The sequence below is a fragment of the Rhodopirellula islandica genome (assembly GCF_001027925.1).
Taxonomy (GTDB): domain Bacteria; phylum Planctomycetota; class Planctomycetia; order Pirellulales; family Pirellulaceae; genus Rhodopirellula; species Rhodopirellula islandica.
Genome location: NZ_LECT01000012.1, coordinates 1 through 17,345 on the forward strand (window position 1 = coordinate 1; position 17,345 = coordinate 17,345).

General features: G+C 58.1%; 10 protein-coding genes and 2 pseudogenes. 9 read left to right on the forward strand and 3 right to left on the reverse strand.

Annotation, left to right across the window (positions count from 1 at the left end):
* Window positions 1-12: 12 nt before the first annotated feature.
* Window positions 13-225 (forward strand): annotated as a pseudogene (locus RISK_RS33490) (hypothetical protein); the annotation flags it as partial.
* Window positions 129-518: pseudogene (locus tag RISK_RS29100) on the forward strand (DUF1589 domain-containing protein); the annotation flags it as partial. The pseudogenes RISK_RS33490 and RISK_RS29100, both read left to right, overlap by 97 nt.
* Window positions 519-644: 126 nt before the next feature.
* Here the strand turns inward: RISK_RS29100 and RISK_RS04990 are convergent.
* On the reverse strand, window positions 645-2,072 hold the full coding sequence (locus tag RISK_RS04990) for a DUF1501 domain-containing protein (RefSeq protein ID WP_047813181.1): 1,428 nt from the start codon (window positions 2,070-2,072) through the stop codon (window positions 645-647).
* Between the two features lie 30 nt (window positions 2,073-2,102).
* On the reverse strand, window positions 2,103-4,949 hold the full coding sequence (locus RISK_RS04995) for a PSD1 and planctomycete cytochrome C domain-containing protein (protein WP_047813182.1): 2,847 nt from the start codon (window positions 4,947-4,949) through the stop codon (window positions 2,103-2,105).
* A 267-nt stretch (window positions 4,950-5,216) separates the two neighbouring features.
* On the opposite strand from RISK_RS04995, the gene RISK_RS05000 reads away from it, so the two are divergent.
* Window positions 5,217-7,037 (forward strand): arylsulfatase, encoded by a 1,821-nt coding sequence (locus tag RISK_RS05000; RefSeq protein ID WP_047813188.1) that lies wholly within the window; start codon window positions 5,217-5,219, stop codon window positions 7,035-7,037.
* Between the two features lie 289 nt (window positions 7,038-7,326).
* Window positions 7,327-8,787: a sulfatase gene (locus RISK_RS05005; protein WP_047813189.1), complete on the forward strand. Its 1,461-nt coding sequence runs from the start codon at window positions 7,327-7,329 to the stop codon at window positions 8,785-8,787.
* Window positions 8,788-8,918: 131 nt separating this feature from the next.
* On the opposite strand, the gene ilvD is transcribed toward RISK_RS05005, so the two are convergent.
* Complete coding sequence (gene ilvD / locus RISK_RS05010) at window positions 8,919-10,622, reverse strand: dihydroxy-acid dehydratase (protein WP_047813183.1); 1,704 nt, start codon at window positions 10,620-10,622, stop codon at window positions 8,919-8,921.
* Window positions 10,623-10,687: 65 nt separating this feature from the next.
* Between ilvD and RISK_RS05015 the strand changes: the two genes are divergently transcribed.
* The 5 genes from RISK_RS05015 to RISK_RS05035 all read left to right on the forward strand — a co-directional run bounded on the left by RISK_RS05015 (window position 10,688) and on the right by RISK_RS05035 (window position 17,007).
* Window positions 10,688-11,644, forward strand: a complete 957-nt coding sequence (locus RISK_RS05015; RefSeq protein ID WP_047813184.1) for a 3-keto-disaccharide hydrolase — start codon at window positions 10,688-10,690, stop codon at window positions 11,642-11,644.
* The gene (locus RISK_RS05020; protein ID WP_047813185.1) at window positions 11,644-12,342 is read left to right on the forward strand and encodes an HAD family hydrolase; all 699 of its coding nucleotides are present in this window, start codon (window positions 11,644-11,646) and stop codon (window positions 12,340-12,342) included. Before RISK_RS05015 ends, RISK_RS05020 begins: the two co-directional genes overlap by 1 nt.
* A gap of 18 nt (window positions 12,343-12,360) precedes the next feature.
* Window positions 12,361-14,007, forward strand: a complete 1,647-nt coding sequence (locus RISK_RS05025; protein WP_047813186.1) for a Ppx/GppA phosphatase family protein — start codon at window positions 12,361-12,363, stop codon at window positions 14,005-14,007.
* Between the two features lie 104 nt (window positions 14,008-14,111).
* Window positions 14,112-15,425, forward strand: a complete 1,314-nt coding sequence (locus tag RISK_RS05030) for a protein-L-isoaspartate(D-aspartate) O-methyltransferase (RefSeq protein ID WP_173442618.1) — start codon at window positions 14,112-14,114, stop codon at window positions 15,423-15,425.
* A gap of 316 nt (window positions 15,426-15,741) precedes the next feature.
* Window positions 15,742-17,007 (forward strand): TIGR03000 domain-containing protein, encoded by a 1,266-nt coding sequence (locus RISK_RS05035; protein WP_236696034.1) that lies wholly within the window; start codon window positions 15,742-15,744, stop codon window positions 17,005-17,007.
* The last annotated feature ends 338 nt before the right edge of the window (window positions 17,008-17,345 follow it).

Below are 17,345 nucleotides of genomic sequence, written 5' to 3' on the forward strand. Positions count from 1 at the left end.
ATTCGTAGCCGGATTCGCCAGAATTCGGTTCACGCCCGTAGGCCATGTCTCACATGGCGCCCACGCCGATGCTTTGGAACAAAGCGAGGCGCCAACGAAATGCCGTCGAGAGACCAACGTGCACCGGCCAAGAACCATCGCCAGGTAAAACCTGGCCGACAGCAGCCACATCAATTCGTAGCCGGATTCGCCAGAATTCGGTTCACGCTCGTAGGCCATGTCTCACATGGCACCCACGCCGATGCTTTGGAACAAAGCGAGGCGTCATCAAAATGCCGTCGCGAGACCAACGCTCACCGGCCAAGAACCATCGCCAGGTAAAACCTGGCCTACAGCAGCCACGTCAATTCGTAGCCGGATTCGCCAAGAATTCGGTTCACGCCCGTAGTCCATGTCTCACATGGCACCCACGCCGATGCTTTGGAACAAAGCGAGGCGTCATCAAAATGCCGTCGCGAGACCAACGTGCACCGGCCAAGAACCATCGCCAGGTAAAACCTGGCCTACAGCTACAGTAGCTTCGAGTTGCATAACGCGAATTTTCGCGAGACCGAAAGACTTAGCGGTGCGGCGCAAGCCGCCCGGTGCGAAATCGGAGGGCTCGCGCCCTTCCGCTACTTTCATTCACGCATTCCGCTGCCCTATCAAGCAATCAACGGCTCGATCACTTTGCCGCCGAACTGGCTGAGTTGCTTGAAGCGGCCGGCGTGATAGTACGTCAGCTTGTTGTCATCGAGCCCCAACAATCGCAACAACGTGACATGGAAGTCACGAACCGGCCGCACCTCTTCCACGGCGGTCATCCCAGTCTCATCGGTCGCACCGATCGTGTGCCCCGCGTTGACGCCTCCACCGGCCATCCAAATCGTCATCGCGTTGGCGTTGTGATCGCGTCCGTACGCGGTCCCGCCGCGAACGCCGTTGTCGGGTGAGCGTCCGAATTCGCCGCACCACACGACCAAGGTGCTCTCGAGCAATCCGCGTTGCTTCAAATCTTGAATCAAGGCTGCAATCGGTTGGTCGACACCTCGCACCAAATTCCCGTGAGCGCGTTCGATGTAATCGTGGCTGTCCCAGGTTCCGTTGTACAACTGAACGAAACGCACTCCCTTCTCGACCATCTTGCGAGCCAACAAACACTTGCGTCCGAACGCGTCGGTGGCATCGTTGCCGATCCCGTACATCGCGAACGTTTCCTTCGTTTCACCGGAAAGGTCCATTGCTTCGGGAACTTCCGTCTGCATCCGATACGCCAACTCATAACTCTCCAGACGTGCGGACAATTCATCCTGCTCGGGATGCTTGGCCGCATGTCGCTGGTTCATCCGTGCAAGCAGATCCAAATTCAATCGCTGCCGCGTTCGACTCACCCCGGCCGGTGGTTGCAGATCCAAGATCGGCGATCCTTTGGCTCGCAGAGGCGTGCCTTGATAGAACGCCGGCAGATAACCATTGCTCCAATTCGCCGCTCCGCCTTGTGGGTACGAAACCTCTGGCAACACGATGAACCCAGGCAGACTTTGGTTTTCGGAACCCAGCCCATAAGTCACCCAAGCCCCGATGCCGGGATCACCACCGAAGCGATTGCCGCAGTTCATTTGATACATCGCGGTGGGATGATTGACGCTGTCGACTTGGCATCCACGGTAGAAACAAAGCTCGTCCGCGACCTTTGGCAGATGCGTCCAGTTGTCCGCCATCGGCGCACCGCTCTCGCCGTGCCTCGAAAACGAAAAGGGGCTTTGAACGAAGTAACGCTTGCCGCTTTCCATGGCGGATTTCTGTTGCCCTTGGCGAACAAACTCCTGCAAGTGCAACTGATTGAGTTTGGGCTTGGGATCGAAGGTGTCGATGTGCGACGGACCACCTTCCATCATCAAGAAAATGCAGTTCTTCGCCTTGGCCGGAACATGGCCGGGCTTGGGCTGCATCGGTGCGGTTTGGCTGTTTTGGCCGAGGGAGTCTTCCGCTGATGCTTCGTCAGCTAGCAACGAAGCCAGCGCAATCCCGCCCAGCGACGTTCCCATCCGAAACAGACTTTCGCGTCGTGGCATCACAAACATCACATCCACCTCATCAAGGACGAACCACGCCGAATGACATCAATCCACATAGACAAACTCGTTGCAGTTCAGCAGCACCAAACAAACGTCCGCCAAAGCCCACGTGCGGCGATCCACATCGGCCGGTTGCAAATCAGGTTGAAAGTCCACGTTGGCGTGCAAGCGTTCAACAAACTCAAACTTCTCGCCCGTGTTCTCTTCCACCGCTTTGCGAACCACTTCCAAAGGCGGCCGGGAACGATCGGGTGGCGACGCCGGAAGAATCTCTTGCACGCGAGACCAGTGAGCCAGCATCTCAATCATTTCTTCACTCGAAGGCGATCGAGACAACACCAGTTCAAAACACTGGGTGATCGCGTCCTCGTCCGATTCCGTTTCGCGACGCGCCCGATCCGCGAGCGCCAAAGCACGAGAGTGCGTGCTTTGCCCATTGAACAGGCTGAAGACTTGGGGCGTGACCGTGGAGGCGGAACGTCGCTCACAGGAGAAATCGGGCGACGGCACGTTGAACACTTCCAGGAACGGATCGATCAATCCGCGAAGCTTCAACACATAAATGGATCGCCGATGCCGGTCCTCGGGTTTGGGATTGGGAACCCAAGCGGCGGCGAACGTCCCCATGACTTGCCGAGGCTGCAAAGCAACCTCCTGATTGATCTCGGGACGACATGGGATGCCGCCCAACACCGGGTTCAGTTCTCCGGTCACGGCCAACATCGAATCCCGCAATTCTTCGGCACTCAACCGTCGCGGCTTGAACCCTTGATATAGCTGAGTCGATTCGTTGGAACTGGAACGACAATACACGTCCGAGTTCATGATCCGGCGATGCATCGCTTTGATCGACCCGTTCTCTTCCACCAGTGTGGCCGCCAACCAATCCAGTAACTCTGGATGCGTCGGCGGCTTTCCTGTGGCGCCAAAGTTGTTGGCGTTGCCCGCGATGGCGTCTCCGAAATGCCATTGCCACAAACGATTGACGATCACGCGGGACGTCAAAGGGTTTCCGGGTGCCGCCACCCAATTCGCAAATGCGGCCCGGCGTCCTTCGATGGCAACCGGAATGTCCGCCGGGACTTGATTCTCAATCACGCTCAGCACGCCAGGCGAAACCGCTTCACCGGCCGAAAAGGGATCCCCGCCGGTCAAGATCACGCTGGATTCCAGCTCTCCCTTCGTCCACCGATCCTTTGGCATTCGAATCGGACTCATGACCGAAGTTCGCGAAACGGTTCGTCCGCTGTAGACAGCCAAAGCATACGGCTGGTAGCGATCTTGTTCCCAACGCAAACGTTGCAGTCCCTTTCGGGCGACGCGTTCCTTCCCAAATTGCTCCGGCGTGAACCCGACCAACTTCGGCGGGTAGTCGCTCTCAGGAACTCCCGCCGCACGCATCGCATTGCGAGCAGAGGTGAACAGCGATTTTGATTTTCCTTCAGATCGCAACCGTTTCAGTTCCTTGTTCCAAGCAGCCGGATCCTTGCCATTTTCCTGAAACCAAATTTGCGAATTGTCCAAGAGCACCTGTTCGATTTCCTCAAGCGTCCGCTCGTGAATCTGCCTTGAACGATCGAGATAGCGTTTCTCATCAAAGCCAGCCCGGTTCTCGCCGTCTAAGAAATCAGCCTTTCGTTCGGCGAGCTGTGTCGTCGCAAAGACCGCCTGGACCGAGTAGTAATCTCGCGTCGGAATCGGATCGAACTTGTGATCGTGACAGCGGGCACACTGCAAGGAATGTCCCAGGAACGTTTCACCGACACTGTTGGTCACGTCGTCGAGGAACCGTTGACGAGCCACCTTGGCGACCTCCATCGAAGTCAACTCCCAAGGTCCCATCCGCAAAAAACCGGTGGCGATCAAACACTCGGGATCGTTAGGATCAATCTCATCGCCCGCGATCTGCTCTCGAATGAATTGGTCGTACGGCTTGTCTTCGTTGAAGGAGCGAATGACGTAGTCGCGATATCGCCACGCGTTCCCGCGTTCGAAATCATTCGCGAATCCGGAGGAGTCGGCGTAGCGAACGACATCCAACCAATGCTGAGCCATCCGCTCGCCGTAGTGAGCCGACTGCAGCAATCGTTCGACCAACTTTTCAAATGCCACACGGTCGTCGGCCGGGTCTTGGAGAAAACGTTCCACCTCCGAAGGCGTCGGCGGCAATCCGATCAAGTCATAGGTCGCGCGGCGAATGAGGGTTCGACGATCGGCACGCGGTGCCACGTCGGTCCCGTCAGCCAATCCGTCTTCGATCAAGACATCGATCGGATTTCGATCCGTCTTCAACGCAGGCTTCTGCACCGGTTGATAGGCCCACAATCCGGTTGGGTCATATTTCCGGTTTGTCCAATGTTCATCGAGCCCACCGGAGGTTGCGACGGTGATGCCATCTTCGGCGGACCACTCGCTTTCATAGGCCGCTTGGATCTCGGCCACGCGATCCTCATCCGGCCAAACCGCACCAGAGGCAATCCAGTCTCTCAGCCATTCCAGTTGCTGCTCTGAAAGTTGCTCGGCTTCCTTGGGTGGCATCTCCGACCAATCACCGCTGGTTCGGGTCGAGGCCAGATACAAAGGGCTGTGTTCCGGCTCACCAGGAACAACCGCGGCTTCTCCGCTGTCGCCGCCATCTGCCAACCCAGCCAACGAACCCAAATCCAACGAGCCTTCGATCAAATCAGGGTCCTGCCCGTGACACCCCAAACATTTTTCGCGAAGCAGAGGTGCCACGCGGCGAACAAACAACGCTTCGGATTCGGACACACGGGACGATTCTGCGATGTCATCGGCAAACAACTGGCCACCCAACGAGATCGCCAGCAACCACAACGTCAGCGGTTTTCCGAGGGTCGTCAGAATGCGAACTCGCATGCGATTGTGGGCCACGGGTGAATGAATCCTTCGCGTCCTGCCAGACGCATCGGGCTTGAGTTTGGGAGGTCAACCGAACCCAACCAGGGTAACCCATGCTGACGCCTGATGCTCTATGGAGCCCTGTTGAACCGACGAAAAGGGCACTTAAAAACTGGCCCCATCCGACGCTTCGTAAGTTCTTTCCCCCACACACGATCGGTCGAACGAGCAAACCACTTTCGCGATTCCAGCGTCACTTTGGCATCACGTTCAAACGACAAGTCCGCCTCGGGGAATACGATGGTTGACCTCGATTGCAATTGTCCCCACACCATTCCGATCATCAGCCACTCCATGCACCATCGAATTTGGATCCTCCTCGCCGCCTGCCTGACGACTTGCTCTCCTGCATGGGCTCAAACCTCGAGCGAGTCTCGCCCCAACGTGATCTTGGTGGTGACCGACGACCAGGGTTATGGCGACATGTCATGCCACGGCAACCCATGGCTCAACACACTCAACCTGGATCGCCTCGCGACGCAAAGCGTGCGGCTGGAAAACTTTCACGTCGATCCGGTTTGCACGCCCACCCGAGCCGCATTGATGACGGGCCGTTACTGCACACGTGTGGGTGCGTGGGCGGTCACCGAAGGCCGCCAGTTGCTCGATCCCGACGAAACAACCATGGCCGAAATTTTTCGCGACTCGGGCTATCGGACCGGCATGTTCGGCAAGTGGCATCTGGGAGATCCACCACCGTTTGCACCTCGCGAACGAGGGTTTGAAACCGTGGTTCGGCACATGGCAGGTGGCGCAGACGAAATCGGAAACCCGACCGGCAATGACTACTTCGATGACACGTACTACCGAAACGGAACGCCAGAATCGTTCGACGGATACTGCACCGACATCTGGTTCGAGGAAGCGATTGATTTCATCCAGCAGGATTCCGAACAACCATTCTTCGTTTACATCCCCACCAACGCGATGCACAGCCCCTACTTGGTGGCAGATCGTTATTCCGATCCATTCGAGCAGCAGGGCATCGAACCCAAGCGTGCCGCGTTCTATGGGATGATTCAAAACTTTGACGAGAACCTTGGCCGACTCCTGAAGAAGCTCGACCAAGCCAACCTGCGTGAAAACACGTTGCTGATATTCATGAGCGACAATGGCACGGCGCAAGGAGCCAGCGAACAAGATCGCAAGGACGGATTCAACGCGGGCATGCGAGGAAAGAAGGGCTCGGTCTACGAAGGCGGGCACCGGGTTCCCTGTTTCGCGAGCTGGCCGGCGAAGTGGGACGGCAATCGTCCAGTCCACCAATTGACGTGCCATCGTGATTGGTTGCCGACCCTGATCGATCTTTGTGATCTGAAGCGACCGGCCGAAGTTTCTTTCGACGGGCGTTCGATGGCGGGATTGCTCCACAGCTCCTCCCAGCAGTGGCCTGAACGAACCCTGATCATTGAACGCCAGTCAGACAACGTTGTTTCGGCAACGAAGACGCAGGGCAGGGCACAGCCGCCTTTTGCTGTGCTGACAGATCGATGGCGATTGATTCGCGACGAACTGTACGACATTCGAAACGATCCCGGGCAATTCAAGAACATCGCCGCCGAGCACCCTGAGGTGGTGCGTGAACTGCGTGCGGCATACGACACCTACTTTGAAGACGTTCACGGAAGCCGTAAGGACGTGATTCGGTTCATCGTCGGAAAGGACACCACGCCCACGCTGATCACAGTCCGAGACTGGCACCCGACAGAAGGCGGAGTGATCTGGAAACCGTCTCAATTGCCGGACAGCGATCTGCTGATCAACGGTTTCTGGGAAATTGAAGTCGCGGAAGCGGGGCGTTACGCGATTAAACTGCAGCGGTTCCCCGAGGACGCGTTGGCTGCCATCGAAGCCGACCAGGCTCGCCTTCGTGTGGATTCGATCGAGCAAACTCAAACGCTGAAGCCGGAAGAATCATCCGTCACGTTCGAGATCGATCTTCCCGCTGGTCCGCATCGATTGCAAACCTGGTTGCGTGACGCGGCCAGCCAGAAAATTCGCGGGGCTTACTTTGTGGAATTCACCAAGGTCGGGCCGAGCGAAGCATCTTCGCGTCGATGAAGGCAAGGTGGGACGGATCGAGTGTTCGATTTCGCCGGGCTTGGAAGCCCAGCGTACTGTTCTTGATTTCGCCGGGCTTGGAAGCCCAGCGTACTTTGTCCGTACAATGGGCTTCCAAGCCCGTTGGTCCCACAACCCGATCTACGACTGCCTTCCAAGCCCGTTGAACCGACCAGCACAAATCACTCCTCCGCTGTCTCGCTTCCCTCCCCACTTCCTCGCGTGACTCATGCATTTGGCATCCTCCCTCGCATCACCTTCCATCCATAACCCAAGCCGCCGCCTGTGGATACTCGCAACACTCATCGCGTGCATTGCCAATCATGCGACGCCGGCAAACGCGGAAACGCAACCCGAGCCCTCCAAACCCAACGTGCTCTTCATTGCTGTCGACGACTTGGCATCAACGCTGGGTTGCTACGGCGATGTGGTTGCCAAGACACCCAACATCGACCGATTGGCAGCAACGGGAACCTGCTTCCGCCGAGCGTACAACCAACTGCCGCTTTGCAATCCCACGCGAGCGTCGGTGATGACGGGACTGCGTCCCGATCAAATCAAAGTCTACGACCTCGACCGACATTTTCGTGACGAAGTCCCAAACGTCGTCACGTTGTCGCAAGCATTCCAGCAGGCCGGTTACTTTGCCGCTCGAGTCGGCAAGATCTATCACTACAACGTGCCAGCCTCGATCGGAACCGACGGCTTTGATGACCCGCCCTCGTGGAACCAAACGGTCAATCCAAAGGGATGTGACAAAGACGAAGAACACCTCATCTTCAATGCCGAACCGCACCGCAAGATCAGCGGTGCACTCAGTTGGTTGGCTGCCGACGGGGAGGACGAAGAACAGACCGATGGCATGATCGGGACGGAAGCCATCCGCATCATGCGAGAGAAGAAAGATGAACCGTTCTTCTTGGGTGTCGGTTTCTTTCGACCGCACACGCCCTATGTCGCGCCGAAGAAATACTTTGACATGTACCCGCTGGAGTCATTGCGATTGCCGTACGCTCCCGCTGGTGATCGCGACGACATTCCTACAGCGGCGTTCGCACACAATTGCCCGGTTCCCAACTATGGGCTCGATGAACCAACGTTGTTGAAAGCGACTCAGGCTTACTACGCGTGCGTGTCGTTTGTCGACGCTCAAGTCGGACGCTTGCTCGATGCACTGGAGGAACAGGGACTGGCCGACAACACGATCGTGGTGTTCTGGAGCGATCACGGTTACCACCTCGGCGAACACAACGGAGTCTGGCAGAAACGAACGCTGTTTGAAGAAGGAGCCCAATCGCCGCTGATCATTCGCGATCCATCGCAAACAGGACACGGATCCTGCAATCGGATTGTCGAGTTCGTTGACATCTATCCAACACTCACCGATTTGGCAGGCATTGAGTCACCGAGCGGATTGGCCGGTCGCAGCTTGAAACCTTTGCTGAACGATCCGGTCGCCCAGTGGAACGGCACGGCGATCACGCAAGTCTTGCGTCCTGCGGACGATCGGTTGCCCGAGCAAGTGATGGGATGCAGCATTCGCACGCATCGCTATCGGTACACCGAGTGGGCCGAAGGTCGGCACGGGGTCGAGTTGTACGACCACCAAAGCGATCCGAATGAATTCAAGAACCTGGCCGAGGATCCGGATGAACGGGCTCTTGCCGTCATCCGGCGATTGCGTCCGTTACTGCGAGCGAAAGCGTCGGGTGAGATCCCGACGGTGCCGGTCAATCCGGCTCGGTTGTAGAGAGCATCGAGGCAGATATCGCCGGGATTGGAAGCCCAGCGTACGTTTTGCTGGTCGCCGGGCTTGGAAGCCCAGCGTACTCTCGCTCGTACAATGGGCTTCCAAGCCCGTTGCACTCACCAACTACCGGCTCACTCGTCGGTGACGCAGCCTTCGCTGGCGCTCTTCACGCACTTGATGTACTTGTAGAGCGTTCCGCGGGTGGCTTTCAGTGCCGGTGCCGTCCACTTGGACCGGCGAGCATCCAACTCAGCCGCGTCGACTTCCAAATCCAACGAGTTGGTTTCGGCATCGATGGTGATGGTGTCGCCATCTTCGATCAACGCAATCGGACCACCGACTTGAGCTTCGGGGGTGATGTGGCCGACGATGAAGCCGTGGCTGCCGCCGCTGAAACGACCGTCGGTCAAAAGAGCCACGTCGCTTCCCAGACCGGCACCCATGATGGCACTGGTCGGGGTCAGCATCTCAGGCATACCGGGTCCGCCTTTGGGACCTTCATAACGGATGACCACCACGTCGCCTTTTTGAATCTGCTTTTGTTCCAACGCGGCCAGCATCAACTCTTCGCTGTCGTACACACGCGCCGGTCCGCTGAACTGCAAGCCTTCTTTGCCGGTGATTTTCGCGACCGCGCCTTCGGTTGCCAGCGAGCCCTTCAGGATTCGAATGTGACCTGACTCTTTGATCGGTTGTTCGACCGTGGCCACGATTTTTTGACCGGCCTTCAAACCGGGCAGATCAGCCAAGTTCTCGGCCAGCGTCTTGCCGGTGACGGTCATGTGCTCGCCTTTGATCATGCCCTTCTCGAGCAAGTACTTCATCACAGCGGGCGTGCCGCCGACGCTGTGCAGGTCCTCTTGCACGAATTTCCCGCTGGGTTTCAGATCGGCCAGGAAAGGAGTGCGATCGCTGACCGACTGGAAGTCCTCGATCGTCAGCGGCACATCGACACTGCGAGCCATCGCGATCAAGTGCAACACCGCGTTGGTGCTGCCGCCCAGTGCCATCAACGTCACCATCGCGTCTTCGAACGCGCCGCGAGTCATGATATCGCGAGGCTTGATGTCTTTCTTCAGCAGTTCGAGGATGGCCAAACCAGCGCGTTTGCATTCCTCTTTCTTTTCAGGGTGCTCGGCCGGGATGCTGGCGGAGTAGGGCAGGGCCATGCCCAAGGCTTCGATCGCAGTGGCCATCGTGTTGGCGGTGTACATGCCGCCGCAGGCTCCCGCACCGGGACAACTGTGGCGAACAATTTCGCTGCGTTCTTCTTCGCTGATTTGTCCCGCGATGTATTGCCCGTAGCACTGGAAGGCGCTGACGATGTCCAGTTTTTCATTCTTGAAATGGCCGGGTTTGATGGTTCCACCGTAAACCATGATGGCAGGCCGATTCAGACGTCCCATCGCCATCAAGCAGCCAGGCATGTTCTTGTCGCAACCGGGCAGGGCGATCAGCGCGTCGTACCACTGGGCCCCCATGATCGTTTCGATCGAGTCGGCGATCAGGTCGCGACTCTGCAACGAGTAGCTCATCCCGTCGGTGCCCATCGAGATCCCATCGGACACACCGATGGTGTTGAATCGCATGCCGACCATGCCGGCGTCGGTGACACCGGCTTTGACGTCCGCGGCGAGGTCCAACAGGTGCATGTTGCAGCTGTTGCCCTCGTACCACATGCTGCCGATCCCGACTTGCGGCTTGTTCATGTCTTCGGAGGACATGCCGGTGGCGTAGAGCATTGCCTGCGAGGCACCCTGGCTTTTCGGCTGGGTGATCTTGCTGCTGTACTTGTTCAGTGCATTGGAATCGGAATCAGGCTGAGTCGCGGTCATGAGATTGTTTTGGCAGGGGAAAGCGGCCGGAGAGGGGTGGCAACACCTTGAAAGGGTCAAAGAGTATGATCGGTGACATGAAAACTACAAAGATGGGGCAGTTCGCCTCACGTCCAACCCTGACAGCGGCGTCCCAACCTCCGTTCGGTATTGAGACCGGTTTCACTTCAAAGAAAACCTCTGGTCCACGCCGCCTCGCTGGACTTTCACCCGCGAATTCCCGGCGAACTCGCTGGGTGATGGCAATTCTGTTTGCCCTGGCCAGCACTTCGGTGGGGCAGGGCACACACGCTCAAGAGCGACCTGAATCGCTCGCACCCGCCGCGGCGACCGCGGCGCAGGCGATCGAGGACATCGGCGTCAGCGACGAAGAATTCCGCACCCGCAGTCGATCCCTGTTCGACGGTCAGATCCTGGCTGGATTCGAAGGAGATGCCTCCTGGTTCCGAATCGAAGACGAAGCGATCGTGGCAGGCCGACTGGATCAGCCAATTGCCAAGAACCAGTTTCTGGCCACGACCGAGAAGTTTGACAACTTTGAATTCCGAGCCGAAATTCGGATGCGTGGCGCGGGCCGAAACGCGGGCATTCAGTTCCGCTCACGACGCCCAAAGAAAAGCGACCAGGTGCCACCGCACGAGATGATCGGCTACCAAGCCGACGCGGGATACTCCGCGGAGCGATCCATTTGGGGCGCGTTGTACGACGAATCTCGACGCCGCCGAATGCTGCAATTGCCCGAACCGCCATTCGAAGTCGAGTGGAAACGCACCGGCAACCAACCAGACTCGCTGGACCAACAAGACTCACAATCAGCCGCACCGGAACAAACCGACTGGATCGAGATGCGGATCGTGTGCCGGGGGCCTCGGATTCAAATCAGTCTCAATGGAACCCCGACGGTTGACTACATTGAAACGGAAGACGGGATCCCCCAAGTTGGCGTGATTGCTTTGCAAATTCATGCTGGCAAACCCGCGGAAGCTTGGTATCGCAACCTGCGCATTCTTGGACTGGATTGATGGCAGCCGACATTCGATTTATCTACTTCGACCTCGGGAACATCTTGGTCTCGTTTGATCGCAATCGAGCCAACGACAATGTGGCCGATCTGTTTGGTGGTACCCGCGAAGCCTCCGACGAAATCCTGCATGCGAGCGGATTGCAGAACCAATTGGAAACCGGGGTGATCACGGAAGAAGATTACGCGCAAGCCATTCGCGACGCCTACGCGACGTTGGTGGATCCCACCGGAATGGTGGCGACCGGCGACATCATGCGTGCGATCAGTGACATGTTCACTCCGATCGAACCGATGGTTGCCGCCTTGCAATCATTGCGTGACGCGAACGTCCCGATTGGAATTCTCAGCAACACCTGCGAGGCTCACTGGACCTGGGTCAACGGCCGTGGCTGGGAAATCATGAGCGGCCCCTTTGAAGTGCAGGTTGTCAGCTACGAGGCCCGGAGCATGAAGCCGGATCGCCTGATTTATGAAACAGCGATGAATTTGGCCTGCGAGTGCTTGGCAACCAGGCAAGGCAAAGACGACAATGTCGCGTTGCGCCCAGAAGAAATTCTCTTCGTCGACGATCGTCCCGAAAACGTCGACGCGGCACGCTCTCACGGATGGAAGGCGGAAGTGTGTTTGGGTGGTGAACAAGCCATCGATGTTTTGCGACGACACGGATTCGATATCCCTCTCGCATCCACCGCCTAGGAATTCAGCGTGAAGAACATGGACAATCCACTCACACCGCGAAGCACCGCGACCGCGCCGCACATCAGTGCTGCGAACCCGCACCTCAACACGGCGACCTCGCACATTGCAACGTCGCTGGACAATTCGCCGCGAACGGTGGCGGCGATTGACATCGGTGCGACCAGTATCCGGATGGCGATCGCAGAGATCTTGCCCGACGGCAGCGTGCGAACTCTGGAGTCGTTGCTGCAACCAGTCGACTTGGGACGCGACGCCTTTGAAACGCGACGCCTGTCACGCAAAGGCATTGAACGAGCCGCGGCGGTTTTGAGACGTTTCCGCCGAGTCCTGCGGGAATACGGCATCGACTCGACCAACGACATTCGCGTCGTCGCCACCAGTGCAGTTCGAGAAGCCAGCAACCGCGTCGCGTTCATTGACCGGGTCTATGTGGCCACCGGCTTGGACGTCGAGCCGATCGATGAAGCCGAGGTGAACCGGATCACCTACATGGGCATCACGCCCCAGTTGATGGCTTTGGCAGAAACAGCCGAGAGTAAATCGTTGGTCGTGGAAGTCGGCGGCGGCAGCACCGAGTTGCTCGTCATTCGTGGTGGCAATGTGCTGCACAGCGAATCATTCCGGTTGGGATCGTTGCGATTGCTGCAGACGTTGGACGCGTCCGGTGCCCGCGGTGTTCGCTGGCGTGAACTGCTGGAAACCCACATCCGCCGAATCCTCGTTCGAATCAGCGAACAAGTTCGCACCGACATCCAGCTGAACTTGGTCGCACTGGGTGGCGACATTCGTTTCGCCGCTCATTGTTTGATCGAAGATTGGGACGAGACCTCACTGGCTCGCATTCCGGTCGACAAGCTCGAAGAACTGACCCAGCAAATCCTCGAAATGGGCGAGGACGCAGTCGTCAAAAAGTACGGTGCGACGTTTGTCGAAGCGGAAACGTTGGCGCCGGCCTTGCTGGCTTACACGATGCTGGCACGGCACTTTGAGCTCAAGCACATCCTGGTCAGCGACATCAACCTGCGAGACGGGTTGCTGGCCGATATCGTGCAGGGTGGCAATTGGACCAGCGAATTCCGCCAGCAGATCGTTCGCTCAGCGGTTTCGCTCGGACGAAAGTACCAAATCGACGAGACCCATTCCCGAGCCGTCGCCGAGTTGGCTCGCCGGTTGTTCGAAGAACTGACCAAAGAACACCAGCTGGACGCCCGCTACGAAGTGCTGCTGTACGTGTCCGCGTTGCTGCACGAAGTCGGCTTGTACATCAGTCTGCACAGCAATCACAAACACGCTTATTACATCATTCGCAACAGCGATCTGTTTGGCCTGTCACAACAAGAACTGAGGCTGGTTGCGTTGGTTGCCCGGTACCACCGGCGTGCCTCACCACAATCGAACCACGAAGGTTACGGGTCGCTGGATCGACACGACCGAGTCGCGGTGGCCAAAATGGCTGCGATTTTGCGACTCGCGATCGCGCTCGATGACACTCGCAGCGGCCGAATTCGCGAGATCAATCTCTCCCAAGAAGGCAAGCGATTGGTCATTTCCGCACCGGGAGTGGACGACGTGTCGCTGGAACAAATTGCCATGCGAAGTCAGTCGGGGTTGTTCCAAGACATCTTCGGCAAACCCGTTCTTCTGCGTCCCGAGGTGAAATGATGTCGGAGCAGCGTTCCCCCAACCCAAACGCCTCCCGTTGCGGCAACGCTGTCGCAATCGCGTCTCGCAAGAAACGTTTGGCATGCCACGCCACCTTGGTGTGCATGGTGACCTCGGCACTGACCCCCGCTTGGTCGCAGTCGCCGGAACCGAACCGTCCCTCTCTCCATCCAACTCCATCGACGAGCGACAATTCCTTGGCCCAGCCTCCTCCGTTGATCCTGGGTCAAACTGGCTCCTCACCGACTGCCCTCCACGACCGCTACGCCGCCGCCCGCCGCAAGCTGGTTGAAACCAGGATTCGCACCGCCGGCGTGACCAACGAAGCGGTTCTGAAAGCCATCGAAACCACGCCCCGGCACGAGTTTGTGCCGTCGGCCGTTCGCGACAAAGCCTACTTCGACATGGCCTTGCCGATCGGTTCCGCTCAAACGATCAGCAGCCCCTTCATCGTCGCTTCGATGACCGAAACGCTGGATCCACAACCGACGGACAAGGTGCTCGAAATCGGCACCGGCAGCGGCTACCAGGCCGCCGTGCTGAGTCCCTTGGTGGCGGAAGTCTATTCCATTGAAATTGTCGACGAACTCGGCACCCGTGCCGCTGGCGTGCTCAACCGCCTGGGGTACGAAAACGTCCACACGCGAATCGGCGACGGTTTTCTGGGTTGGCCAGAGGCCGAACCGTTCGACAAAATCATCGTGACGTGCAGCCCCGAATCGGTGCCCGTGCCATTGGTCGAACAACTCCGCGAAGGCGGGTCGATGATCATCCCCGTGGGGGAACGCTACCAACAAACGCTCTACCGGATGACCAAACGCGACGGCAAATTGGTGCGTGAACCCTTGCGTCCCACTTTGTTCGTTCCAATGACGGGCACCGCTGAGGACGCTCGCCAGACGCTCCCAGACCCCGCCAATCCGAAAGTGGTCAACGAAGATTTCTCCGATCCGCCAGGCGCCGATGATCCGGAGGGTTTCGTCCCCGGCTGGTACTACGGCCGGCAAGTCCAGCAAATCGCCTTGCCTGCATCCGACACGGATGGGGCCGAAGACGCTGGGTTGATCCGTTTCGAGAACGAAACCCCTGGATTGGGATCGCACCTGTTGCAGGGCATCGCGATTGACGGAACGAAAGTCTCCTTGATTCGGTTGTCCGCTCGGCTGCGGACAGAAAACGTCGTCAAAGGCCCCGATGCGGATTCGTGGCCAATGGTCGCCATCAGCTTCTACGATGAACTGCGACGTGACCTGGGGACATTTTCGATGGGCCCCTACCGAGGCACTCGCCCCTGGCGGGAAGACAGCCGGTTGGTTCGGGTCCCGCGAACCGCCCGAGAAGCCATCGTGCGAGTCGGGCTGTTTGGCGCGACGGGCAGCTCCGAATTTGATCATGTGGCCATTGAAAAGATCGACTGAATGTCCAACAAGTGCAGGCATTCTTTTGGCGAGCACTCAGGATCGAGCAAAGAGCCGTTTCAGCTCCACCACCACAACAACGCAATCCGATTATTTTACCCAGACTTCTTGATCGGCAACGCCGGTCCGCTATCCTGGCGAAGGCGACGGGCCCCCAGTTTGAATGGCCCGCAGCTTCCAAGTGCAATTCAAGCCGTCAAGTCGCTCACTTTTGTGGTGAGAACCAGTCGGCATTACCAAGAGTCGCGTTAAAAAGGGTGGAGAATCGTTTATGAGGTGCATGCAAACATTGGCATGCCTCACGGTGGCGCTCAGCATGAGCGTTTCTGCAGAGGCGGGTGGCTCCTACGGGAGTTACGGCAGTAGCGGTGGCAGTGGCGTCGTCTACGGCAGCAGCGGCGGAAGCAGCGGGGGCGGATTGCTTTCCGGCCTGCGTGCTCGCATCGCGGCTCGCCACGCTGGTTCTTCAGGAGGCTCGGTCGGAGCTTCCTCTGGCGGTTCGTCCGGTGGATACACCGCGGCGTACGCTTCGTCTGGTGGCTCCTCAGGAGGTTCTTCCGGCGGATCATCTGGCGGGTATTCGCGTGGATCTTCCGGCGGTGGCCTGGCTGGTCACTTGCGTCAAAAAATCGCTCGCATCAAAGCTCGCCGTCATGGCAGCAGCGGCGGGTACGTTGTCAAAGCCAACTACAGCAGTGGTGGCACGTCCTACAGCAGCGGCGGACGTTCGTCCGGCGGCAGCAGTGGCGGCTACTACGCTCCTTCGGTTTCGTATTCGTCGGCTTACTCAGGCGGCAGCAGCGGTGGCAGCTCCGGCGGAGTCAGCTACGCAGCACCTTCGGTGTCGCACAGTTACCCCATGATTGAATCGGCTCCGATTTACTCGGCACCCATTCAGGGCGAAACCTACATGGGCGAAACCATCATCGACGGTGGCGCTCCCATCGGCGAGACCATCATTGATGGCTCGGTCATCGACAGCGGTGCCTCCTACGAATCCCGCAAACCGACGTTGGATGACGACGCCGCTTTGCTGACCGTTGCGGTTCCTGTCGACTCGGCTCGCGTGACCGTCAACGGACACGAAACAACCAGCGATGGCATGGTTCGCCAGTTCATGTCGCGTGGCCTCAAAGACGGCTACCTCTACACCTACGAAGTCGTCGTGACCTACGACGTCGACGGGGAAGAGCGGACCGACAAACGAACCATCAAACTTCGTCCCGGCGACATGGAACGTTTGGTGTTCAACCAAACCGAAGCTGTCTCGGACGAAGAAGCTGACGAAGAAGACCAGTTCAGCGTTGTTGAACCTGCTCAACCCGAAACGGTTGTTCAACTTCACGTTCCTGCCGAAGCAAAAGTCGTTTTGGCTGGCAACGAAACCAACGGTTTTGGAACGGTTCGCACGTTCCGCACGACCCAATTGGCCGCCGGTCAAAACTGGGAAAATTACACCGTTCGCGTTCTGTTGGAATCCAATGGTCGCCAACTGAGCCAAGAACGCACGATCAACGTTGCTGCGGGCGACACCGTTGAACTCAACTTCGAGTTCGACGACCAAGCCATCGCCATGCGATAAGCTCAACGTCGCTCAATCGATCTCAAAGCCGCGTCGAGGCAGATTGCTTCGACGCGGTTTTTTCATGCACTCACCGCATCGCCTTGCCCGCCCAAGGCGAAGACCCCGCACGGCGTTCTCCGCCCCACCAATTCGCCCCTGCCTCAGCTCCCCTCCACTTGTCCAGACCTCAGATTTCTCGAGAGAGGTTGTGCCGTTTTTAAGTGCCGTGCCAGTAACGCCTTGAGAACCCCGCCCGTGCAGAGGGCGTGCAGTTTTCTGGTGCTGGGTTTTGGCGGGTTTCTGCAGCAACCACCCATCACAACCCGACGCGTGAGCGAGGGACGCCCCCAACTCCC

What these genes read in the sequence shown, in the direction of transcription:
- RISK_RS05000 (WP_047813188.1), top strand. Translation starts at nt 5,217, where the DNA reads ATGGTTGACCTCGATTGCAATTGTCCCCACACCATTCCGATCATCAGC.
- ilvD (WP_047813183.1), bottom strand. Translation starts at nt 10,622, where the DNA reads ATGACCGCGACTCAGCCTGATTCCGATTCCAATGCACTGAACAAGTAC.
- RISK_RS05015 (WP_047813184.1), top strand. Translation starts at nt 10,688, where the DNA reads ATGATCGGTGACATGAAAACTACAAAGATGGGGCAGTTCGCCTCACGT.
- RISK_RS05020 (WP_047813185.1), top strand. Translation starts at nt 11,644, where the DNA reads ATGGCAGCCGACATTCGATTTATCTACTTCGACCTCGGGAACATCTTG.
- RISK_RS05025 (WP_047813186.1), top strand. Translation starts at nt 12,361, where the DNA reads ATGGACAATCCACTCACACCGCGAAGCACCGCGACCGCGCCGCACATC.
- RISK_RS05030 (WP_173442618.1), top strand. Translation starts at nt 14,112, where the DNA reads ATGGTGACCTCGGCACTGACCCCCGCTTGGTCGCAGTCGCCGGAACCG.
- RISK_RS05035 (WP_236696034.1), top strand. Translation starts at nt 15,742, where the DNA reads ATGAGCGTTTCTGCAGAGGCGGGTGGCTCCTACGGGAGTTACGGCAGT.